The following is a 22,993-nucleotide window of genomic DNA, read 5'->3' as shown; positions in this document are numbered from 1 at the left end:
GACGCCGATCGTCGGTGCCGCAGCAGACCAAGACAGGAGCACATCATGAAGCGCACTCTCACAGCCGCCCTTTTCGTATCCCTCTTCGCCAGCACGGCCGCGTTTGCCGACGGCGGCATCGGCCATAACGGCACCTACCAAGACCAATCGTGGATCGGCAAGAGCAGCAAAACGCGTGAAGAAGTACGCGCGGAACTCGTGGCCGCGCGGCAAGACGGCACGCTCGCTTCGATCAACAAGCAAAGCTATCCGAACCTGAGCCTCGAAGGCCAAACGCAAGCGGCCCGCGTCGCACTGCAGGAAGACGGCAGCGCGCGGATCAAGCTGGCCCGCGCCGGTCAGTAACCACTGAGTCCTCCTAAACAAAAGGAATCCTGAATGTTCGACGTAGCGCCTTCCATGCTCGATCATTGGGACAGCGACACGCCCGTCTGGACGTCGTTTCGGCCGCGGCGGCAAAGCGCCGCCGCGGTTGACGGGCTCAGCGCTGCGGCACGCCTTCGCGCCATTGCCCCCAATGCGTCGCAATGTCCTGCACGAGCGGGTTGCCCGTCAGGTACAGGTTCGCGATGGCCAACGGGAAGCCGCCCTGCGCCTGGTAGTTGAGCAGGTTGTCGGCGCTCGTTTGCCCGGCGTATGGGCGGTCGAAATCGGAGCCCGTCCGCAACACGGCAACGCGCGATAGATCCACCCGATGCGCGTTTGCAGCCCGCGTCAAGGCTTCGAACGTGGCGTTGTCTTCCTGCTGGGTCGTGCAGTACTTGCCCTTGCCGTCCGTCATGATTTTGGTCCAATCGCGCGCGCGCTGCCCTAGGTCGGTACCCGAGAACCATGTGTCTCCGGCCAGCGTGTCGCATTGGATAACGGAAGGCGGCTGATTGGCGGGCGCGTAGCTGAACTTCGCCCGAGCCGCTTGCGCTTGCGCGCTGTCGGTCAGCACGACGTTGCGCGAGAGCGCATAGGCCGCATCGGCCAGTTGCGCGTTCAGTTGGAACACCTCGGTCTTGTAATCGAGCGGCGGCTTTTGATCGGGGCTCGTCGTATTGATGCCGAGATAGCCGGTCTTCCATCCCGCCGGGATCTCACGGGCATCGAGCTCCCATTGAATCCCGAAGTCGACGAGATATTTCGCCCATGCGGCGGAACCGAGCGTCCCTTGCGCCGGGTCGATACCCGCGATGCCCGCAATCATGAAGTAGGTATGGCGCAGGTTGAAGCGCGGCGAAAACGTCAGCGCCATCGTCGAGGCGGCCGCATTCGCGTGCCCCATGCCCGTCGTCATGACGCAGATGTCTTGCTTGTTGCAATGCACGTCGGGGTAGTCGGGCGAAAGACCGGCAACGGGAATCGACTCCCACGGGCCCAGATGATCGAGCCAGACCTGTCCTTCAGGTGCAAACATCGAAATGATCATGACTTTGACGTGCCTGCCGTGCGGCCCGGATTCGGCAAAGGCGGTGTCATTGTCCTGCGCACTCGAGGCCGTGGCCGCGCAGGCTGTCAGCGCAATGGCGCCGATCGACAAAAGGGTGCGACTAAGCATGGGCGCTCCTTGGATTCGTTACTTGTTGGAGAGAACCGCTCGCTGATGCTGGTGCTGCGCGCGCCAGTATAGCGGGCGCCCGCCATTCGTCACGTGCCTGTCGACGGGGGTCTGGCGCGCTGCTGTTCGTTCGGCCGCGTGTTGTCCCCGCCTTCGCTCGCCTGCACTCGTTCATCGGGCTCGACTGCGTCGCCGTTCGCCTTCGCGCCTTCACCGGGCACGAGCACATTACGCAGGGGATTGGCAATGACGATACCGCGCTCGTGAAACATTTCCGCGATGCGTCGATTGAACTCGCGTTGGATCGGCCAGCGCGCCGTATCACGGCATTGAAGCTGGCCGAGCAGCGTAATCATCGAGCCGTCCACCTGGTCGACGCCCCAGAAACTGAAGTCGCTGAGGATGCCGTCTTTGAACTTCGGGTCTTCGCGCAACGCCGCACCGATTTCGCTCAACGTGCGCACGGCCAGATCAATGTCCTGACCATATGCGATGCTGACCCTGACCGCGGCATTGCCCAGCCCCCGGTTCGAATTGGTCACCGTCGAAACGGAGCTGAACGGTACCGTATGCAGTGCGCCGTCCCCGCCGCGCAAACGCACCGTTCGGATCGACAAATATTCGACCGTCCCCGACAGGCCCGCCAGCGTGACCCAATCGCCAACCTGCATGGCGTTTTCCATCAATAGGAACGTGCCCGTGAGAAAGTCCTGCATGACTTTCTGCGCGCCCAGACCCAGGGCGACGCCGAACACGCTCGCACCGGCCAATAGCGGTCCGATGTTGACGCCGAGTTCGCTCAGGCCGGTCAGCCCCATGATGAGTCCGATGCCGATCATCAACGCTGAACGAAGCATCGGCAGCAAGGTGCGCAAGCGCGCCGCGCGCATGAGGTCGCCCGCATCGGTCCACGCGCGCAGCCGCCGTTCGATCGAAACGTTGATCGCCTCCCAGACGAGGATCGCGACAAAAGCCGCAATGGCAATGGTCGTGCACGCCGACGCGAGCCGGCGCCCCAGGAAATTGCGAGTAAATACCTGCCAGATATGGATGTTCCACACCAACGAGATCAGGGTCACCGCCGCGATGATGATCGCGAGCCAAACGATACGTCGAAACAGCGGGTAATAACGCTGCGCGCGCTGCAAGGCGACGGACCGGGTGCTGTCATTTTGATTGCCGAACATGCTGCCGAGCAGACCGAACGTGACAATCGCGACAACGCGCGCCCCGATGAGAATCAGCAATGAAAGACCGCCATGCTCGAGCAACACTCGATAGCCGTTGCGGACATCGAGCGCCCAAATGAACCACAGCGCCATGACGAGGAACACCGCAAGGGGTGCCCATATATCGGCGAGCCAGTTCGCAAAGAATCGCAGCGCTCGCGACTGTGCGCACTTGCTACGCAGCCATGCGGCGACGGGGCGGCGAATCTGCAGGATCAAGACCGCGATCATGACGTGGCCGACGAGGGCCACCGCCTTCGCAATGCCGAGATGCGCTTCGTCGGTCAGCCCCAGGGGCACGGGTGCTTCGGCCATCGCAACGCCGATGCCGAGCACGATCACGAGGCGCAGCATCCAACGCTGACCGAACGCAGCCCATGTGTCGCCGAGCGGCAGCATCCGCAATCTTGGTGCATCGCATGCGAACAAGAACCCGCTCGCGAGCGCCACGGCGCGGGCCACCGCATAAATTTCGATGATGGCTTCCACGACGTCGGCTTCGGGCGTTCCATCATCGGTCAGCAATGACATGGCGACCATTGCCACGCCCACGAATGCCGCAAGCGGCAGCGCTTGCAGCAACGTGTGCAGCAGCGCATAAGGCAGGCGCTGCAGCAGCGACCAATTCCGCCCTGCATGCGCTGCGTTGCGCTGTGTGCGGGCGGCGCGCATGGCGTTCTCGTCGATACTCGTCGCCGGCACGTTTGCGTTGAGGTACCGGACCGCCGCATCGGCTCGCGCGTTGGCGCCGTCTTCCGCGCTGTTGGGCGGACCTTCGCTTTCCGCGACGCCCTCGGGACCAGCCTCGCGGGAAGCGCCTACGGCCAGCGTTCGTACGCGCTTGCGCAGCAGTAAGTACACCAGCCAACCGGCAAGCCAGGCAGGAACGAACGTCGCCGCGAGCGTCTCGGCCAGCTGCTCCATCTGCGCGCGGCCCTCCTTGCTCGTCATCTCGTAGGCCCACCATACGCGCACCGAACGCACATCGAGCAACGCAGCAGTCGAGTGACGCAGTGAAGCACCGATCTCGCGCAGGCCGTGGACGCTCTGATGCGCAACCTGCGAGACGAGCCCGTTCGAAGCGATCGCCGACAGCACGCCCGACGCCGAGCTGGCCGGTGCCGCCGCGCTCGCGGCAGGCGGGGTGGCCAACGCCCCGGCCGCTGCGATCGCGCGCAGCGTATCTTCCATCTGCGAGCGTGATTTCGGATCGCCGAGCACCTGCAGCGCGTGCTTGGCCTGATCGGGCGTCAGCACCACACTGGAAGGATTGGAGACCGGTTGGGCCGCGGCCGGCGTCGATGCCGGCGCAGCATACGCGGACGAGAGACTGACAAAGAGGAGAAGCAGGTTGACGAACAGTGATTTGCGCATAGAGACGTGAGGAAGAAACAGCAACGACGGATCGGGAGCACCGCGGACACGCCGCGGCTCGCTCGATCCTCATCTGACTTCGTTCTCACCCAAACGATCCGCAAAAGCCGGGCGACGCCCCGCTCTGACCCTTAAGCCATATTCAATCCACGTTCAAGCCACGGCTACGCGCGGCTGCCCGCCGATCACTTCACCGATCACGGCGGCGTCGGCAAAACCATCGGCGCGGAAGCAGGCGAGCACCTCTTCCACGGCGCCCGGCGCACACGCCACGAGCAGACCGCCCGAAGTCTGGGGATCCGTCAGCAATGAACGTGCCACCTGGGGCAAATCCGCGGCGAGTTCGATATCCTCGCCATACGAGGCCCAGTTGCGCGCCGACGCCCCGGTCACGATGCCACGCGCAGCCAACGTTTCGACGCCCGCAAGCAGAGGCAGATCCCGATACCGCAGACGAATCCCAAGATTTGCACCGCGCGCCAACTCGAGCACATGGCCGAGCAGGCCGAAGCCGGTCACGTCGGTCAGCGCATGCACGCCCGGCAACGCGGCAAGCGCGATGCCGGGGCGGTTCAGCCGGGTCGTCGCGTCGATCATCGCCGCATAGCCGCGCTCGTCGAGCTCGCCCTTCTTCAAGGCCGCCGACAGCACACCGACGCCGAGCGGCTTGCCGAGTACGAGCACGTCGCCCTCGCACGCTGTCGAATTGCGCTTGACGTGTGCGGGATGCACGACGCCAAGCGCCGCCAACCCGTAAATCGGTTCGACCGAATCGATCGAATGACCGCCCGCAATCGGAATGCCGGCATCCGCACACACGCTTTCGCCGCCGCGCAAGATAGCCGCGATGGTTTCACGCGGCAGCACGTTGATCGGCATTGCCACGAGCGCGAGCGCGAGGATCGGGCGCGCGCCCATTGCGTAAAGATCAGACAACGCGTTGGTTGCGGCAATACGGCCGAAGTCGTAAGGGTCGTCGACGATGGGCACGAAAAAATCGGTCGTCGCCACGATCGCCTGCTCGTCGTTGAGGCGATAGACGGCGGCATCGTCGGCCGTTTCCCTGCCCACGAGCAGATTCGGAAACACGGCGGCAGTTGAGCTGGCAGGTTGAGCGGCCAGCAACTGTGCGAGCACACCGGGCGCAATCTTGCAACCGCAGCCACCGCCGTGCGAAAGGCTCGTCAAGCGCGGTGCCTGCGTGCCTGCGTGGTTTTCGTCGTGTCTATCGTTCATACGTTCCTTCTTCATCCCCGTTCCAAAACCGCCATTTCACGTACGAGCACGAGCAGCATCGACAGGCTCGCGCCACCGGACGCGCGCTGCTCGGCGATCAGATGCGCAAAGCGATCGAGTTGCGGCGCGCGCTGCTCGCGCCACGCCGCCGCGATCGCGTCGGCCGATGCCCGCTCGGGTGCATGAGCAAGCGCACTCGCGGTCAGTGTGCGCTTGAGCCTCGCCAATTCGGCCAATGCGGCTGCGCGGGCAAGCATGTCCCAATGCGTGTGCGTGGGCAACGCGCTCGCGCGCTCGCCGATGAACGCGTAATCGAGCATCGTACCCAGTGCGAAATAGACGCCTGCCACGAGTTCGAGCGGTCTGGCGACGCTCGATGCCACCTCGGCGATATCGAGCACCGCGACAGAAATCTCCCCGCTCGCGACGCGCGCAGCCAGATCGCCATCGACGGCGGCCTCTTCGAGCACGCGCCGCCGCTCGTCGAGCGCAGCCAACTCTGCGGCCGGCAACAGCGCCGGCAAACGCGGAGTCAATCGCGCCGCCGCCTCCCGGCATCGCTCGATCAACGCGGCGACGCCCTCGCTGTCGCGTTCGACTTTCGAAGTCTGCAATTGTCGCAGGAACCAGAGCGCCGCGCGTTCGACGAGCCGCGCGACGTCGACGAACATGCGCGCCTGCACGTCGTCGCCCACGCGATTGTCGAGCGCGTCGATGCGCAACCATAGATCGTTGATATCGAAGACATCGCGCGCCATGATGCAGGCATGCACAATATCGCTGAGCTTGGCGTCGGTCTCTTCCTGCAGCCGATAGATAAATGCGCAGCCTACCCGGTTCACGAGTGCGTTGGCGAGGTGCGTCGCGAGAATTTCGCGCTTGAGCGGATGCCGTGCGGCGGCATCGGCAAAGCGTATCTGCAGCGGCTTCGGAAAATACTCGCGCAGCATGTCCGCGACGAGCGGATCTTCGGGCAGGCTCGAATCGAGCAATTCGTCGTACAGCCACATCTTGCTGTAAGCAAGCAGCACGGCGCGCTCGGGCGAGGTCAAACCGAGCTTGTCCGCCTGGCGTTCCGCGATCTCGTCGTCACTCGGCAGAAATTCGATCGTGCGATTCAAGCGGCCGAGCCGTTCGAGCGAACGCATGAGCCGGACTTCCGAGTCAAGCAGTTCCGGCGCAAAGCGTCCGGCGATCGACAGCGCCTGAGTCTGTTGATAGTTGTCACGCAGGACGAGCAGCCCGACCTCGTCGGTCATCTCCGCGAGCAAGGCGTTGCGTTGCTTCTCCGTCATCTCGCCGTCCGCCACGACGAGCCCGAGCAGAATCTTGATGTTCACTTCATGATCGGAGCAATCGACGCCGGCCGAATTGTCGATTGCATCGGTGTTGATCCGGCCGCCTTGTTGCGCGTATTCGATGCGGCCAAGCTGCGTGAGCCCGAGGTTGCCGCCCTCGGCGACGACTTTCGCACGCAACTGCGCACCGTTGACGCGCACGCCGTCATTCGCGCGATCGCCGACTTGGGCGTGCGTTTCGCGCGTCGCTTTGACATAGGTGCCGATGCCGCCGTTATAGAGCAAATCGACAGGGGCAAGCAGAATCGCGCGAATCAATTCGTTCGGCGCCAGTGCCGCGGCCTGAATGCCGAGCACTGCCTGGACAGCCGGTGAAACCGGAATGGCCTTGGCCGTGCGCGGAAAGACGCCGCCGCCTGCCGATATCTTCGTTTGATCGTAATCGGCCCAACTCGATCGTTCGAGTGCAAACATCCGCTCGCGTTCGGCGAAGCTCGTCTCGGGGTTCGGGTCCGGGTCGAGAAAGATATGGCGATGATCGAATGCGGCCACGAGCCGGATATGACGCGAGAGCAACATGCCGTTGCCGAACACGTCGCCCGACATATCGCCGATACCGACCACCGTGAAATCGTTACTCTGCGTATCGACGCCCATCTCGCGGAAGTGCCGCTTCACGGATTCCCACGCCCCGCGCGCCGTGATGCCCATCTTCTTGTGGTCGTAACCGACCGAGCCGCCCGACGCGAACGCATCGTCGAGCCAGAAGCCGTACTGGCGCGCTATCGCGTTGGCATAGTCGGAGAACGTCGCCGTACCCTTGTCGGCGGCGACGACGAGGTAGGGATCGTCGGCATCGTGTCGCACGACATCGGGAGGGCTGACGATCGCACCGCCCTGGCGATTGTCGGTGAGATCGAGCAAGCCACGCAGGAATGTCTGATAGCAGGCGATGCCTTCACGCATCACCGCTTCGCGATCGCCGCCCGCGGGCGGATTCTTGACGACGAAACCGCCCTTCGACCCGACCGGCACGATCACCGTATTCTTGACCATCTGCGCTTTCATCAGACCCAGCACTTCGGTGCGGAAATCCTCGCGGCGGTCGGACCAGCGCAACCCACCGCGGGCCACGCGCCCGCCTCGCAGATGCACGCCTTCGACACGCGGCGAATAAACCCAGATCTCGAACATCGGTTTGGGCTCGGGCAACCCCGGCACGCGCGACGGATCGAGCTTGAACGACAGGTACGGCAACGGCTCACCCGCTTCGCTTCTCCGAAAATAATTCGTTCGCACGGTGGCGTTGATGACGCCGAGGAATTGCCGCAAGATGCGGTCTTCGTCGAGATTCGGCACTTGGTCGAGCGCCGATTGGATACCTTGCAGCAGCGCTTCGGTGCGGGTGGCCCGCGAAGCGCCCAGCGCCGGATCGAAGCGCACGAGGAACAGATCGACCAAGCCGCGCGCCAAGGCGGGATTGCCCGTCACGGCGCGCTCGATATAGGCATCGCTGAACGTCGAGCCCACCTGCCGCAGATACTTCGCATAGGCGCGCAAGATCGACACCTCGCGGGACGCAAGTTGCGCCCGCAGGACGAGCCGATTGAAGTCGTCGTTCTCGACGTCGCCCGCCCATACGCGCGCGAACGCTTCTTCGAACAGCGCCTTCACGCGCTCGATGTCGAATTCGACGGAATCCGTCAGCTCAAGGCCGAAATCATGCACCCAGGCGGGTGCCGCGCCAGGCGGCTCGATCAGGTACGGACGCTCTTCGTCCACGCGCACGCCCAAATGCTCGAGCATCGGCAAGCTGCGCGAGAGCGCGATCGACTGCCCGGTGCGATAGACCTTGAAGCGAAACGCACGCGGCGCGGCTTCGATCGGTCGATACAGGTTCATCGAAAGCGTCTCGTTGCGCTGGGCCGTTTCGATGAGTTCGATATCGCGCACGGCGGTGCGCGCGACATAGTCTTCGCGATAGCCGGCCGGGAACGAATCGCCGTATCGTTGCAGCAGGCGATTGCCCTCCTCCTCGCCGAAACGTTCGAGCAGCGCATCGGCCAGATCGTCTTGCCAGCGGCGCGTCGCTTGCACGAGCCGCTTCTCCAACTCCTGCGTGTCGACTTCGGGCAGCCCCCCCGAAGCGGTGCGCACGACGATGTGAATGCGTGCGAGCGGTGACTCGGAAAGCAGCGGCGTGAATTCGACACTGGTCCCGTTGAACGCGCCCGAGAGCAGCTTCGCGATGCGCCGTCGCAAATCGGTGTTGTATTTCTCGCGTGCTACGAAGATCAAACAGGAGACGAATCGTTCGAACCGGTCGCGTCGCACGAACAGACGCGGGCGCTGGTGTTCCTGCAGGCGCAATACACCGAGTGCAATGTCGTACAGCTCGTCTTCGCTCGTTTGAAACAGTTCGTCGCGCGGATACTGTTCGAGCACGGTGACGAGCGACTTATGCAAATGCCCCTTCGCCAGGAATCCCGCTCGCCGCACGATGTTCGCGCACTTGCGCCGCACGATCGGAATATCGTTGATCGAGCCCGTGTAGGCCGTCGACGTGTACAAACCGAGCATGCGGCGCTCGCCGATCACCTTTCCGTCAGGGCCGAACAACTTCACGCCGACATAGTCGAGATAGCCGGGCCGATGCACCGTCGCTCGCGAGTTCGCCTTCGTCAGAAAGATCGGCGTGTCTTCGCCGATAATCGCGCCGGCGGCTTTCGGCAGCGGCGTCAGATCGGGCGTATCGGCCGGCCTCAGGCTCTCGCGCAAGATACCGGCACCGGTGCCGGTCACGCCGCGCAGCGCGAAATCGCCTTCGTACGGGACGAGGGCGTAATCGCGCAGCCCCAGGAACGTGAAGTGATCGGCCACCATCCATTCGAGAAAGGCGCGCGCCTCGGATGCCTCGCCGCTCGATTCGGATGCAGCCAGCGCCTTGATCGTCTCCTTGGCGACCGCCTGCATTTTCGGCCAGTCCTCCACCGCGGCGCGCACGTCGCCCAGCACGCGCGCAATGTTCGCACGCAGTTCCGAGAGTTTGACCGCTTCGCTGCAGCGATCGATCTCGAAGTGAATGAACGACTCCAGGTGCGAGCCCTCGACCGCGCTGTCACCGTCGCCGCTCGCCCCGCCCGGCTCAATGCGCACGATCGCCCCCTGCCCATCCCGCCATACGCGATAGACCGGGTGGATCGCCGAGTGCAGCGTCAGGCCGCAACGATTGACTTCCATCGTCACCGAATCGACGAGAAAGGGCATGTCGTCGTTGACGATCTCGATGACCGTATGATCGGAATGCCAACCGTGTTCATCGAGGACGGGGTTATAGACGCGCAGCGTCGCAGCGCCGGGCACGAATCGTTGCGCAGTCTGCCAATGGGCCAATGCCGCGCCGTATGCATCGGCGATGCTCCGGCTTTGCAAATCCTGCGTGTCGACGAGCTCGTAGTAGAAGCGCAGGAACGATTCGATCGGCACGAATGCCGCCTCGGACCAGCGCCCCCGCGCATACTCGACGAGATCGGCGAGCAGATGGGCGACGGCTTCTTCGTTGTTCGCTTGCATGGTGCCCTCCGCGGCGGATGACGATGCATGACGATGTTCTAACCCGCTTGGCCTGCCCGGCCCGCGTGAGCGCGATTATGCGCCCGTCGGCGGCGCCGCGACAGCCAAGGCATTCCCGACCCAGGCGGCGATCGTCTCGGCCAGCCAGACGGGATCGTCGTGCGGGAGGTCATGTCCGGCCCAGGGATGCGCGATCAGCGTCGCGCCCCATGCCGCCGCCAGCTTCGATGAGCAAGCGCAATGCACGAGCGCGTCGGCACGCGATGCGAGTATGAGCACGGGGCATTGCAGCGCGGCCGAAGGCCCCCGGAAACGCGCCGCGGCGTATAGCTGGCGCAATGCATTTGCGCGCGTCGGCGGCGCGCTTTCGTAGATTGCCGTCCACGCGGTCAGGTCCGTGTCGAAGCTGTCGGTGCGATGGCAGGTCAACCGATGAACGACCGCTTCGGCAGCGCGCCTGCTATGCCAACGTCCCAGCACTCGTGCAATCATCGGCCAGGCGCTCGGGCGCAGCCGCTCGAAGGGCGTGCTCAATCGCGCGAGGCTCGTGTTGATGAGCACGATCCGCTCGACTTCGCCGGGAAAGCGCTGCGCCCAATCGACAGCCACCATCGCGCCAAGCGAAAGCGCAATGATTCGGTATGGCGGCGCATACCCCTCGTTCGTCAGCCGATCGCGAACGAAGTCGGTCGTCGCCGCAATGCCCGATGGCGACCTTTCGCGAAACCAACGACCGCTACCGGGCAAATCGGCGCTGACAATCCGCTCCTCGATTCCGGCAGCACGCAGATGGTCGGGAAAGTCCGCCCAGTGCCTGGACTCACGAGTCAAGCCGCGCAGCAAGATCCATGCGCTCACACTCGCGGCCTCCGATACCAATGCTCGACGGCGCGCGTCATCAACTGTTGGCGACTGGCCCCTTGCGGCAGCCACCGTTGCGACGCATAGGCCGCACGCGCGAGGAAGTCGAGCAGGTTCGTATGGCGTCGCAGCACACGCTCGGTGCGGTGCGACTTGATCGGATTGAACATGCCTTCGCGCCGCAGGATCTGGACAGGATTCTTCTTGATCCATATCCACGAGCCAAGCTCCAACGTCAGCGGCAGAAAGATCGAAGGCGCGCGGCAGCGGTCGTACGCGCAATCCCATAGGTCGCCGTGCGCGAGGTACTGCATGCTCTGCGGTTCGAACAGGTAGCCATGGTGCGGGTGGGCCTGGTCGAACATTGCCTTGAGCACGAACATTTCCGGCAGGTGCGCGATATGCCTTGTCGACTTTGCGTAAGGAAACCAGATGCTGTCATGAAAGCCATAGCCCGAATGACAATCGAGCGCAAAGCTGAGGGGCCGGGAAAGCAGTTCCTCCTCGACCACCTGCAACAACGTCGTGGCTTCCGTCTCCATCGGCGCTCCGCTTGCGCCGCGGTACCACGGCAACCAAGGGCCGATCCGCTGACCGCCGGCCAGGAACGGCACGCGCCCTTCCGCGTTGTGCGGCGCATTGCGCATGAGGTCGACGCCGTTCGGGTTCGAACGCGTCATGGCCCACATCCCGCCCGGGTTGACGATCGGCATGAAGACGAGCCGAATCGTGCGCAGTTGCTCCTGCAGCAAGTCGTCCCATTCGAGCCGTCCGATCAACGCCCGCATATAGTCGAGCAGCAGCAGCGTGCCGATCCGTTCGAGCCCATGAATGCCGGCGAAAAAACCGAGGGCCGGCGCTTGCGGCTCGGGCGAACCGAGTGTGGCGACATAGATCGGAAATGTGCGGCCGCGGGCGCTGATATCGCACACGGCGCGCACCGTCATGCACCGACTACCGGCATCGAGAATCTGCTTCAGCGCTTCGTACTCGGCGAAGGTGGTCTCGGGCAACGAGGAAAGGACGGCGGTCATCGCTTGCAACCCGAGCGTCGTACGAAGGAACAAACCGGATGCGCCCGGCAACGCGGACGACTCACTCAATATAGGCTGTTTACCGCGCTCACTTGAGCGCCGACCGCACGTTTTTTCGCGGATCGGCCGGCCCCTTCGGCAAGCCACCGAAAAGATCGGGCACCCACCACGCGCCGGTCAACGGGGAGAAAGTGGCTCCATCGTTCTAGCGAAAATGGCTCTGAGGCTAAGAGCCAAAGCTCGTTATAGTCGCCTTATCCAGTCGGCGGCGCGGCCGTCGGCAAGCCATCATCGACCCGGCGAGACGAGGAGAACACTGTGAAGAATTCCGACCTGCAAACCCGCAAGAACGCAGCTACGCCGCGCGGCGTTGGCGTTCTGTGCGACTTCTACGCGGCGCGTGCCGAGAACGCCGAGATCTGGGACATCGAGGGCCGTCGCTTCATCGATTTCGCCGCCGGCATCGCCGTGGTGAATACGGGGCATCGCCACCCGCGCGTCGTCGCCGCTATTCGCGAGCAGTTGGACCGCTTCACCCACACGGCTTATCAGATCGTGCCGTACGCATCGTACGTCGAACTCGCGGAAAAAATCAACGCGCGCGCACCGGGCGCCCAACCTAAGAAAACGGCCTTCTTCACGACGGGCGCCGAAGCCGTCGAGAACGCCGTGAAGATCGCGCGCGCGGCCACCGGCCGCCCCGGCGTCATCGCGTTCGCCGGCGGGTTCCACGGCCGCACGTTGATGGGCATGGCGCTCACCGGCAAGGTCGCCCCTTACAAGATCGGCTTCGGCCCGTTCCCGTCAGACGTTTATCATGCGCCGTTCCCGAACCCCGTTCAGGGCATCTCGACCGCCGATTCGTTGCGCGCCGTCGAAACGCTGCTGAAAGCCGACATCGAGCCGACGCGCGTGGCTGCGATCATCTTCGAACCCGTGCAGGGCGAAGGCGGCTTCTACGTCGCGCCGCCCGAATTCGTGCGGGGTTTGCGCCGGATCTGCGACGAGCATGGCATCGTCCTCATCGCCGATGAAGTCCAAACGGGCTTCGCGCGGACCGGCAAGCTTTTTGCGATGGAGCATTACGACGTCGCCGCGGATCTCACCACGATGGCCAAAAGCCTGGCGGGCGGCATGCCGTTGTCGGGCGTCGTCGGCCGGGCCGATCTGATGGATGCCGCCGCACCGGGCGGGCTCGGCGGCACGTACGCCGGCAATCCGCTCGCGTTGGCATCGGCGCATGCGGTGCTCGACATCATCGACGAAGAGCGCCTGTGCGAGCGCGCGGTGGAACTGGGCGAAAAGCTCAAAGCGCGCCTCGAAGCGCTGCGTGCCGACGTGCCGCAGATGATCGACGTGCGCGGCCCGGGTGCAATGATCGCTGCCGAATTCGTCAAGCCTGGCAGCGGCACGCCCGACGCCGATTTCGTCAAGCGCGTGCAGGCGCGCGCGCTCGAACGTGGCTTGCTGCTGCTCTCTTGCGGCGCGTACGGCAACGTCATTCGCTTCCTGTTTCCGCTCACCATCGAGTCGTCCGTCTTCGACGAAGCGCTGGGCCTGCTCGAAGAGGCATTGAAGGAAAGTGTAGGCGCAATGGCGTAAGCTCGTTTCTTTGCGCTTTCCCCGCTTTTCCGATTGACGCGTTGGAGTGGACATGCAGAACCTGGAACCGATCGATCTGAAAGACCCTTCGTTGCTGAAGACGAAGGCATTCATTGCAGGCAGCTGGCAGGACGCCGAGAGCGGCGCCTCCTTCGAGGTGCGCAACCCGGCCACGGGCGGCGTGCTTGCCACTGTGCCGCAGATGGGCGCGGCCGAAACGCGCCGCGCCATCGAAGCGGCGAACGAAGCCTGGGCGGCGTGGCGGGCACAGCCCGCGAAAGCGCGCGCCGCGGTGCTGCGCAAATGGAGCGAGCTGATGCTCGCCAATGCCGACGACCTCGCCGCGCTCATGACGGCCGAGCAAGGCAAGCCGCTGGCCGAAGCGAAGGGCGAGATCGCCTATGCGGCGTCGTTCTTCGAGTGGTTCGGCGAGGAAGCCAAGCGCGTCTATGGCGATACGATCCCGAGCCCCACGGCCGATAAACGCATCGTCGTCGTCAAGGAGCCGGTGGGTGTCTGCGCGGCGATCACTCCGTGGAACTTCCCGGCCGCGATGATCACGCGGAAAGTAGGCCCCGCCTTGGCGGCCGGCTGCCCGATCGTCGTCAAGCCAGCCGAAGCCACGCCGCTTTCCGCGCTGGCGCTGGCCGTGCTGGCCGAACGCGCCGGCCTGCCGGCCGGCGTTTTGAGCATCGTGACGGGCGAGCCGAAAGCGATCGGCGCGGAAATGACGAGCAACGCGCTCGTGCGCAAGCTCTCGTTCACGGGCTCGACCGCGGTGGGCCGGCTGTTGATGCAGCAATGTGCGCCGACGGTCAAGAAGGTGTCGCTGGAGCTCGGCGGCAACGCTCCGTTCATCGTGTTCGACGACGCCGATCTCGACGCAGCCGTCATCGGCGCGATCGCGTCCAAATACCGCAACAGCGGCCAGACCTGCGTCTGCGCGAACCGTTTCTACGTTCACGAAAAGGTCTACGACGCCTTCGCCGAGAAGCTGCGCGCAGCCGTCGAACAACAGTTGAAAGTCGGCCGTGGCACCGAGGCCGGCGTGACGCAAGGCCCGCTGATCAACGATGCCGCATTGGCAAAAGTCGAGTCGCATATCGAAGACGCCGTATCGAAGGGTGCCCACGTCGTTGCGGGTGGCAAGCGCCACGCGCTCGGCCACAATTTCTTCGAGCCGACGATCCTGACGGGCGTCACGTCGGACATGAAAGTGGCGCGGGAAGAGACTTTCGGGCCCGTCGCGCCGCTGTTCAAATTCGCAAGCGACGACGAAGTCGTGCGGCTCGCGAACGATACGGAATTCGGTCTCGCCGCGTACTTCTACAGCCGCGACATCGGCCGCGTCTGGCGCGTGGCCGAAGCGCTCGAATACGGGATGGTCGGCATCAATACCGGCATTATTTCGAATGAAGTGTCCCCGTTCGGCGGCGTCAAGCAATCGGGGCTCGGGCGCGAAGGATCGCATTACGGCATCGACGAATACGTCGTCATCAAGTATCTGTGCATGGGTATTTGACGCGCCCAGGCATTTAACACGTTGATTTAATAGCGATTCCAAAACAATGCGGAACATTGCTCAAGACTAGAGGAATCGCTCTTCGGAATAGCGCGGCCGCCTGCGATGCAATGCCGCGCTTTCGATTCGAAAGGCAATGCGCGCTTTTTCGACATGTTGCGTTTGCGCGCCAACCGGTGTTTTACTAGCAGCGCCTCAATTTGTCTTGGTATCCTTTGCGCCGCGCTGCCGCACTCGGCAGCCAGTAAACCACCGGGCCGCCTGCCATGCCGGGCGGCATCCCGATGCGCGCTTACCCAGCGGCATCGGGGTCGATCGAACCACTCGAGGAGTCAACGTGAAAAAATTGTTAGCCGCCGTGACCATCGCCACGCTCGCCGTCTCGGGCGGTGTGGCGCAAGCAAAAGACTGGAAGCAAATCAGGTTCGGTGTCGACGCGAGCTACGCCCCCTTCGAATCCAAAGCTTCTGACGGCAAGCTCGTCGGTTTCGATATCGATCTCGGCAATGAAATCTGCAAGCGCATGCATGCGAAGTGCGTGTGGGTGGAAAACGACTTCGACGGCATGATCCCGGGATTGAAGGCCAAGAAGTTCGACGGCGTGCTGTCGTCGATGACGATCACGCCTGACCGCGAAAAGCAGATTGCTTTCTCGAAGCCGCTGTTCGAAACCCCCACGGCGCTCGTGGCGAAAAAGGGCTCGGGCCTGCTGCCGACGGCCGATTCGCTGAAGGGCAAGTCGGTTGGCGTGGAGCAAGGCACGATCCAGGAAACGTACGCCAAGACGAACTGGGAAGCCAAGGGCGTGAAGGTCGTGCCCTACCAGAATCAGGATCAGGTTTATCAGGACCTGTTGTCGGGCCGTCTCGACGCCGCGTTGCAGGACAAGGTGCAGGCTGACCTCGGCTTCCTGAAGCAGCCGCGCGGTGCCGCCTTCCAACAGGTCGGCGACGCGATTCCGAGCGGCGCGGCCGCCATGGGTCTGCGCAAGGAAGACACGGATCTGAAGGCAGCTGTCGACAAAGCGATCGACGGCATGATGAAGGACGGTACGTACCAGAAGATCGAGAAGAAGTACTTCGACTTCGACGTCGCGCCGAAGGGCTGACGATCCGCGTCCGGGCGGCACGGCTGCCCGGCGGCCTCGCAAGACCAGGCCAGGGGGCTCCGCGTGAAACCGGAGCCCTTTTTATTGCATCTTGCTTTCGCATTCTTTGAATGCTGCGCCGCAGCCGACGTACAATCGAACACCCTTCCCTCGTTGCACGGCGTGCTTGCGCGGCGCCGACAATCGACATGCAAAAGAAAATACATCCGCTGATTTCCCCGTCGCTCGGCACCGGGCGCACATTGACGAGCTTCCATTACGGCCCGGAAGGCGGCAAGAAAGTCTATGTGCAATCGTCGCTGCATGCGGACGAACTGCCGGGCATGCTCGTCGCATGGGAGTTGCGCCGCAAGCTGGCCGCGCTTGAAGCGGCCGGCAAGCTGCGCGCCGAATTCGTCGTCGTGCCCGTGCCGAATCCGATCGGGCTCAATCAGCATGTGCTCGGGCAGATGATCGGCCGCTTCGAGGCCAATACGGCGACGAACTTCAACCGCAATTTTTATGATCTGACGGCGCTCGTGACGCCGCACATCGAAGGTCGACTGACCGGCGACGCGCACGCCAACCTGCGCGCCGTGCGCGAAACGATGGGCGAAGCGCTGGCGGCGCAAACGCCGCGTACCGAGCTCGAATCGCAACGGCTGGCCTTGCAGCGGTTGTCGTTCGATGCCGACATCGTCCTCGATCTGCATTGCGACTTCGAAGGCGCGATGCATCTGTATACGAATCCCGAGCTCTGGCCCGAGGTTGAACCGCTCGCGCGCTACCTTGACGCCAAGGCATCGCTGCTCGCGCTCAATTCGATCGGCAATCCATTCGACGAGATCCACAGCTTCTGCTGGTCGGAATTGCGCACGCGCTTTGGCAGCCGCTTCCCGATACCGAACGGCTCGATCTCGGTGACGGTCGAGCTGCGCGGCCAAGCCGATGTTTCATACGGGCATGCCGAGCACGATTCGCAAGCGATCGTCGAATACCTGACGCACCGCGAGCTGATCGAGGGCACGCCGGCGCATCTTCCGCCGCTTGCGTTCCCGGCTACGCCGCTCGCGGGCACGGAGCCGCTGATTGCGCCGATTTCCGGCGTACTCGTGTTCCGCACGCCGGCGGGGATCTGGATCGAAGCCGGTCAGGAAATCGCCGACATAGTCGATCCGCTGAGCGATCGTGTCGAAACGGTCCGCGCCAGCGTCGCCGGGGTACTTTATGCCCGGCACCGGGTACGCTTTGCAACGGCCGGCATGGAGGTGGCGCGCATCGCGGGATCGAAGCCGGTGCGCAGCGGCAGCCTGCTTTCGGCCTGAGCGCGGGCCGGCTTATCGTTGCGTCCGCCCGGGCAGGCACTGAAGGCTTCGTTTTCCATGGATTTCGGATGGCCGGAGCTCTTTTCTGTGGCGCACCCGATTCGCTCGTCACTGAAACGCCTCGCATTCGTTACCTGAGAGGTAATTGAGCGGCGTCGGCCGGCTCGGCAAACTTGGGGCTACGCATTCCCTCGACGAACGCATCGCCCCAAGGAGCAACGTTATGACCGCCTATGCAATCGCGCGCCTCAGCAATGTCAGGATGGGGGCCGAAATCAAGGCCTACCTCGCCGGCATCGACGATACGCTGCGCCCTTTCGAAGGGCAGTTCGTCATTCACGGGGGCAAGCGGACCGTTGTCGAGGGGCAATGGAATGAGGACGTGATCGCCATAGCCTTCCCTGACCTCGATCACGCTCGCAGCTGGTACGAGTCGTCTGCTTATCAGCGGCTTCTGCCGCTGCGCACGCGCAATTCCGTCGGCGATGTCATCTTGATCGACGGCGTTTCTCCCGGCCATCAGGCGACCGACATTCTGACCGCCGCCTGACCGCGCTCGCGCGAGGAACGCAACCCGTCAGGTTGCTGCGTCCATGGCGCGCCTTAGCACTTCATACACCTTCGGCCCCTTGCACTGCGACACATTGAACCGCATGAATTGCGCCGCTTGCTCCGACGTGCCGAAAACGTTGCCCGGCGCCAGGATCACGTTCTCGCTGAGCGCGTGACGCGCCACGCGTGCCGCATCGAGGCCCTCCGGCAGCCGGGTCCAAAGGAACATACCCGCGCGCGGGCGCGTCCACACGTCCAGGCCGATCAGCGTGAGCCGCCTGATCGCCTCGCTCATTGCGTCGGCGAGTTTGACGCGTAGCGCGTCCACGTGCCGCCGATACGTGCCATCCACGAGCAGGCGGTGGACAACGGCGGCGGCGATTTGGCCGCTGCCGAACGAAGTCGCCAGCTTCAAATCGATCAGCGGCTCGATCCATTCCTGGCGCGCGACGATATAGCCGCAGCGCATGGCAGCGGACAGCGTCTTCGAGAAACTGCCGATCGATACGACGCGTGCAAGCCCATCGAGCGCCGCAAGACGCGGCGAAGGTTCCGATTCGAAGTCCGCGAAGATGTCGTCTTCGACGATCAGCAGGTTATGTTCGTCCGCAAGTTTCAATAACCGATGCGCCACCGTCTGACTCAGTGTGCCGCCGGTCGGATTGTGAATCGCCGCGTTGCAAATGTACAAGCGCGGGCGATGCTCGATCAATGCGCGCTCGAAGCAGCGCAGATCCGGCCCGTTCGGCGTATAGGGCACGCCGACGATCGACACCCTGTGCGCCAGCAACAGCGCTTGAAAATTGAAGTAACAAGGGTCGTCCAACAGTACCGTGTCGCCGGGCTCGAGCAGGAACCGGCAAATGAGATCGAGCGCATGCGTGCCGCCGTCGGTCAGGACGATTTGCGAGGGCTCGGCGTCGATGCCCTGCTGTGCAAGACGCCACGCCAAATGCTGCCTCAATGCGGGCAACCCCGCGGGCGTGGCATATTCGACCAGCGAACTGTGCGGGTCGCGTGCTACCACGCGTAAGGCGCGACGCATATTGTCCTCGGGCAACCATGACGGCGGGAGCCACCCGCACCCGGGACGGACGGCTTGGCCGCCCGTTTCCAGCGCCTGTCGCGTGAGCCAAAGCGGATCGACAGCGCGGTCGAGCTGCGGCCCAAGATCGGCCAGGGCGAGCGGCGGTGCATGCCCGGCCACAAAAAAGCCCGCTCCGCGGCGAGCAACGAGGACGCCTTCGCCCACCAGGCGGTCATACGCTTCGACGACTGTCGATTTGGACAGGCCTAGTGCGTCCGCCATCATTCGAATCGACGGCACGCGCGCACCGGGCATGAGCGAGCGGTTGGCGATGCGCTCGTACAGCGTATCCATTACCGCGCCCACCCGCGTGTGCGACGCCGGTTTCAACCCGACTTCTGCCATATCGCCCCCACAACTGTACTGACATTTGTCGAGTACAGTTTGATCAAATTGTGCCGATCCGTAGCTTACCCCTTGTCGTCCACGAGATCGATAATGGCCCGGTTATCGACACTTGAAGGCAGCATGAAAAAGACGACGGATGGATGGCTCAGCGGACTGCTGGGCGTATTGATTTTTAGCGGCTCGCTGCCCGCCACCCGTCTTGCGGTGCAGAGCCTCGACCCGATTTTCGTCACGTGCGCCCGTGCGACGATCGCGGGCGTTCTCGGTTTCCTTCTGCTCCTCGGGTATCGCGAAGCGCGGCCCGAGCGCCGCGACCTCTTTCCGCTGTTGCTGGTCGCGCTCGGCGTGGTGCTTGGCTTCCCTCTGCTGACGGCGCTGGCGCTGCGCCACATCACCTCGGCGCATGCAATCGTCTTTGTCGGGCTGTTGCCGCTGGCGACGGCGATCTTCGGTGTCCTGCGCGGCGGAGAGCGCCCGCAAATGCCGTTCTGGGTTTTCTCTGCGCTGGGCAGCGGCGCGGTCATCGCGTTCGCGATGCGCAACGGCGTCAGCGCTTCTCCGATCGGGGATGTGCTGATGCTGCTCGCGATCGTCGTGTGCGGGCTGGGCTACGCTGAAGGCGCACGTCTGTCGCGCCGCCTCGGCGGCTGGCAGGTGATCTCCTGGGCGCTCGTGCTTTCGCTGCCGATCATGTTGCCGCTTTCATGGTGGATGCGACCGGCGACGTTCGACCATGTCGGCCAACCCGCACTGTGGGGGCTCGCCTATGTATCGCTATTCAGTATGCTGATCGGCTTCGTGTTTTGGTATCGAGGCCTCGCGTTGGGTGGAATCGCCGGCGTCGGCCAACTGCAGCTGTTACAACCGTTCTTTGGCCTGATGCTGGCCGCCGCACTGCTGCACGAAAAGGTTCCGGCCGCGATGATCGTGGTCGCCATCGCCGTAGTGACGTGCGTCGCTGGCGCCAGGCACTTTTCGCGCACAGTCGCAGTGCGTCGGCCGTGAAGGACATTCACGCTGCCGCCCCGCAGCGGCTGCCACCCACGCAGCGCGGGCTCGATTGATAACGTTTGGACATCAATCGTTCAAAACATTGCACTTATCGTGTTGCATCTTTCGCGCGAACATCTGCGAAACGATGCCGCCGGAGCACTGGCGGTCTTAAGATTTTTGGAGACAACGCGATGCACCCCTCGCCTTCCACCGTGATGTCCGGGCAATCGAAGGCCACCGCGGTTTTCCGCGTGACGGCCGGGAATTTTCTGGAGCAATTCGACTTCTTTCTGTTCGGCTTCTATGCCACGCAGATCGCCCACGTCTTCTTTCCGGCCACAAGCGATTTCGCCTCGCTGATGATGACCTTCGCGGTCTTCGGCGCCGGCTTCCTGATGCGCCCCCTGGGCGCAATCGTCCTGGGGGCCTATATCGATGACGTGGGCCGCCGCAAGGGCCTCATCGTCACGCTCTCGATTATGGCGAGCGGTACGATCCTGATAGCGTTCGTGCCCGGTTACGCCACGATCGGCCTGCTGGCGCCGGCGCTCGTGCTGGTTGGGCGACTGTTGCAGGGCTTCTCCGCGGGCGCGGAACTCGGTGGGGTGTCCGTGTATCTCGCAGAGATGGCCACGCCGGGCCGCAAGGGCTTCTTCACAAGCTGGCAGTCTGCGAGCCAGCAGGTCGCGATCGTCGCGGCCGCAGGCCTGGGCTTTGCACTCAATCAATCGCTGGACGCGACGGCCATCGCGGCATGGGGATGGCGCGCGCCATTCTTCGTCGGATGCATGATCGTGCCGTTCATCTTCATGCTGCGTCGCAATCTCAGCGAAACACAGGAGTTCAAGGCCCGCCAGCATCGTCCCAGCATGAAGGAAGCGTTCGCCACGCTCCTCCAGAACTGGACCGTCGTTATCGCCGGCATGATGCTGGTCGCAATGACCACCGCGAGCTTCTACCTCATCACGGTCTATGCGCCTACCTTCGGCAAGAAGGTCCTGCATCTGAGCACCGCGGATAGCCTGCTCGTCACGCTGTGCGTCGGCGTGTCGAACTTCATATGGCTGCCGATTGGCGGCGCGCTCTCCGACAGAATCGGACGCCGGCCGCTTCTGCTCGGCATGACTGCGCTCGCCGTCGCAACTTCGTACCCGGCACTGTCGCTGCTCGCTCATGCGCCGAGCTTCGTCAACATGCTGGTCACGCTGCTGTGGCTCTCGTTCATGTACGGCATCTATAACGGCGCAATGGTCGTTGCGCTGACGGAAGTGATGCCAGCGGAAGTGCGTGTCGCGGGGTTCTCGCTGGCCTACAGCCTCGCGACGGCGGTGTTCGGCGGATTCACGCCCGCGATCTCGACGGGCCTCATTCATGTCACCGGGGACAAGGCCGCGCCGGGCTACTGGATGAGCTTCGCCGCCATTTGCGGCCTGTCTGCGACGCTTGCGCTCTATCGTCGCCGCGCACCAGCGCTGACTCCCGCGCACTGACACGAATCTCCTCCGCCATGCTTCAGAACACAAACGCCCATACGCCTGCGTTCATGAAAAATCTCCTTCTTAAGCTATTCACTGCGGCGCTCGTAGTGACGTCCGTCGCCGCAGCGAACGTACGAGCCGCCGAGCTGCATGTCATGACTTCGGGCGGCTTCACCGCCGCGTACAAAGTGCTCGGCCCAAGGTTCGCGTCCGCGACGGGCAATACGCTCGATACCGCGCTTGGCCCGTCGATGGGCAAGTCACCCGAGGCGATTCCGAACCGCCTCGATCGCGGCGAGCCCGCCGACGCCGTCATCATGGTGGGATATGCGCTCGACGATCTGATCCGGAAAGGCAGGATCGTCCCGGGATCGCGCGTAGAGTTGGCCGATTCGCGCATCGGCATGGTCGTGCGCGAAGGGACGGCGAAGCCCGATATCGGCACTGTCGAAGCGCTCCGGCAAACACTGCTTCATGCGAAGTCGATCGCCTATTCGGACAGTGCCAGCGGCGTCTATATCGAGCGAGAACTGTTTAAAAAGCTCGGCATCGAGGAGCAGGTCACGTCAAAGGCGAAGATGATTCCGCGAATTCCCGTGGCGTCGGTGGTAGCAAACGGCGCCTACGAGGTCGGCTTCCAGCAGGTCAGCGAGCTGCTGCCCGTCAAGGGCGCAACCTTCGTCGGAAAGATTCCCGATTCCCTGCAGTCCGTCACGCGTTTCGCCGCGGGCATTCCGGTCGGCGCGCAACATCCCGACCAGGCCAAGGCCCTGCTCGATTTTCTCGCTTCGCCCGGCGTGCAGCCGGAAGTCAGATCAACCGGGCTCGACTCCGTCGACGCGCATTGAGCG

At 63.5% G+C, this 22,993-nt stretch carries 16 protein-coding genes; 9 read left to right on the top strand and 7 right to left on the bottom strand.

Annotated elements, in window-relative coordinates:
• The first annotated feature begins 45 nt into the window (after nucleotides 1-45).
• Entirely contained in the window at nucleotides 46-345 is a 300-nt protein-coding gene (locus C0Z19_RS00805) for a DUF4148 domain-containing protein (RefSeq protein WP_102607889.1), read from the top strand.
• A 136-nt stretch (nucleotides 346-481) separates the two neighbouring features.
• On the opposite strand, the gene C0Z19_RS00800 is transcribed toward C0Z19_RS00805, so the two are convergent.
• The 6 genes from C0Z19_RS00800 to C0Z19_RS00775 all read right to left on the bottom strand — a co-directional run bounded on the left by C0Z19_RS00800 (nucleotide 482) and on the right by C0Z19_RS00775 (nucleotide 12,148).
• Entirely contained in the window at nucleotides 482-1,543 is a 1,062-nt protein-coding gene (locus C0Z19_RS00800; protein WP_102607888.1) for a purine-nucleoside phosphorylase, read from the bottom strand.
• 89 nt (nucleotides 1,544-1,632) lie between these two features.
• Nucleotides 1,633-4,146 carry a mechanosensitive ion channel family protein gene (locus C0Z19_RS00795; protein ID WP_102607887.1) on the bottom strand — a complete coding sequence of 838 codons (2,514 nt, stop codon included), beginning with the start codon at nucleotides 4,144-4,146 and terminating at the stop codon, nucleotides 1,633-1,635.
• A 153-nt stretch (nucleotides 4,147-4,299) separates the two neighbouring features.
• The gene (selD, locus tag C0Z19_RS00790) at nucleotides 4,300-5,382 is read right to left on the bottom strand and encodes a selenide, water dikinase SelD (protein WP_102608149.1); all 1,083 of its coding nucleotides are present in this window, start codon (nucleotides 5,380-5,382) and stop codon (nucleotides 4,300-4,302) included.
• Nucleotides 5,383-5,393: 11 nt separating this feature from the next.
• The gene (locus C0Z19_RS00785) at nucleotides 5,394-10,253 is read right to left on the bottom strand and encodes an NAD-glutamate dehydrogenase (protein ID WP_102607886.1); all 4,860 of its coding nucleotides are present in this window, start codon (nucleotides 10,251-10,253) and stop codon (nucleotides 5,394-5,396) included.
• Nucleotides 10,254-10,328: 75 nt separating this feature from the next.
• Entirely contained in the window at nucleotides 10,329-11,111 is a 783-nt protein-coding gene (locus C0Z19_RS00780; protein WP_102607885.1) for an alpha/beta fold hydrolase, read from the bottom strand.
• Entirely contained in the window at nucleotides 11,108-12,148 is a 1,041-nt protein-coding gene (locus tag C0Z19_RS00775) for a M14 family zinc carboxypeptidase (RefSeq protein ID WP_102608148.1), read from the bottom strand. Before C0Z19_RS00775 ends, C0Z19_RS00780 begins: the two co-directional genes overlap by 4 nt.
• Nucleotides 12,149-12,466: 318 nt before the next feature.
• Between C0Z19_RS00775 and gabT the strand changes: the two genes are divergently transcribed.
• The 5 genes from gabT (at nucleotide 12,467) to C0Z19_RS00750 (ending at nucleotide 18,234) form a co-directional block, all read left to right on the top strand.
• The gene (gene gabT, locus C0Z19_RS00770) at nucleotides 12,467-13,750 is read left to right on the top strand and encodes a 4-aminobutyrate--2-oxoglutarate transaminase (protein WP_102607884.1); all 1,284 of its coding nucleotides are present in this window, start codon (nucleotides 12,467-12,469) and stop codon (nucleotides 13,748-13,750) included.
• A gap of 52 nt (nucleotides 13,751-13,802) precedes the next feature.
• The gene (locus tag C0Z19_RS00765; protein ID WP_102607883.1) at nucleotides 13,803-15,272 is read left to right on the top strand and encodes an NAD-dependent succinate-semialdehyde dehydrogenase; all 1,470 of its coding nucleotides are present in this window, start codon (nucleotides 13,803-13,805) and stop codon (nucleotides 15,270-15,272) included.
• A 337-nt stretch (nucleotides 15,273-15,609) separates the two neighbouring features.
• Nucleotides 15,610-16,380, top strand: coding sequence for an ABC transporter substrate-binding protein (locus C0Z19_RS00760; protein ID WP_102607882.1), 771 nt, complete (start codon nucleotides 15,610-15,612; stop codon nucleotides 16,378-16,380).
• A 188-nt stretch (nucleotides 16,381-16,568) separates the two neighbouring features.
• Nucleotides 16,569-17,684, top strand: coding sequence for a succinylglutamate desuccinylase/aspartoacylase family protein (locus tag C0Z19_RS00755; protein WP_102607881.1), 1,116 nt, complete (start codon nucleotides 16,569-16,571; stop codon nucleotides 17,682-17,684).
• Nucleotides 17,685-17,829: 145 nt separating this feature from the next.
• Nucleotides 17,830-18,234, top strand: coding sequence for a DUF1330 domain-containing protein (locus C0Z19_RS00750; RefSeq protein WP_425330254.1), 405 nt, complete (start codon nucleotides 17,830-17,832; stop codon nucleotides 18,232-18,234).
• Between the two features lie 27 nt (nucleotides 18,235-18,261).
• Here the strand turns inward: C0Z19_RS00750 and C0Z19_RS00745 are convergent, their stop codons facing one another.
• Nucleotides 18,262-19,668 carry an aminotransferase-like domain-containing protein gene (locus C0Z19_RS00745; RefSeq protein WP_102607879.1) on the bottom strand — a complete coding sequence of 469 codons (1,407 nt, stop codon included), beginning with the start codon at nucleotides 19,666-19,668 and terminating at the stop codon, nucleotides 18,262-18,264.
• Nucleotides 19,669-19,791: 123 nt separating this feature from the next.
• Between C0Z19_RS00745 and C0Z19_RS00740 the strand changes: the two genes are divergently transcribed.
• The 3 genes from C0Z19_RS00740 (at nucleotide 19,792) to C0Z19_RS00730 (ending at nucleotide 22,990) form a co-directional block, all read left to right on the top strand.
• Complete coding sequence (locus C0Z19_RS00740; protein ID WP_102607878.1) at nucleotides 19,792-20,676, top strand: DMT family transporter; 885 nt, start codon at nucleotides 19,792-19,794, stop codon at nucleotides 20,674-20,676.
• Nucleotides 20,677-20,855: 179 nt separating this feature from the next.
• Complete coding sequence (locus tag C0Z19_RS00735) at nucleotides 20,856-22,154, top strand: MFS transporter (RefSeq protein ID WP_102607877.1); 1,299 nt, start codon at nucleotides 20,856-20,858, stop codon at nucleotides 22,152-22,154.
• A gap of 53 nt (nucleotides 22,155-22,207) precedes the next feature.
• Complete coding sequence (locus tag C0Z19_RS00730; RefSeq protein ID WP_102608147.1) at nucleotides 22,208-22,990, top strand: substrate-binding domain-containing protein; 783 nt, start codon at nucleotides 22,208-22,210, stop codon at nucleotides 22,988-22,990.
• Nucleotides 22,991-22,993 lie beyond the last annotated feature (3 nt).

The organism is Trinickia soli, assembly GCF_002879855.1.
In the GTDB taxonomy this organism is placed as follows: domain Bacteria; phylum Pseudomonadota; class Gammaproteobacteria; order Burkholderiales; family Burkholderiaceae; genus Trinickia; species Trinickia soli.
The sequence above is the reverse complement of the archived record's forward strand: the minus strand, read 5'-3'. Positions and strand labels throughout refer to the sequence as shown.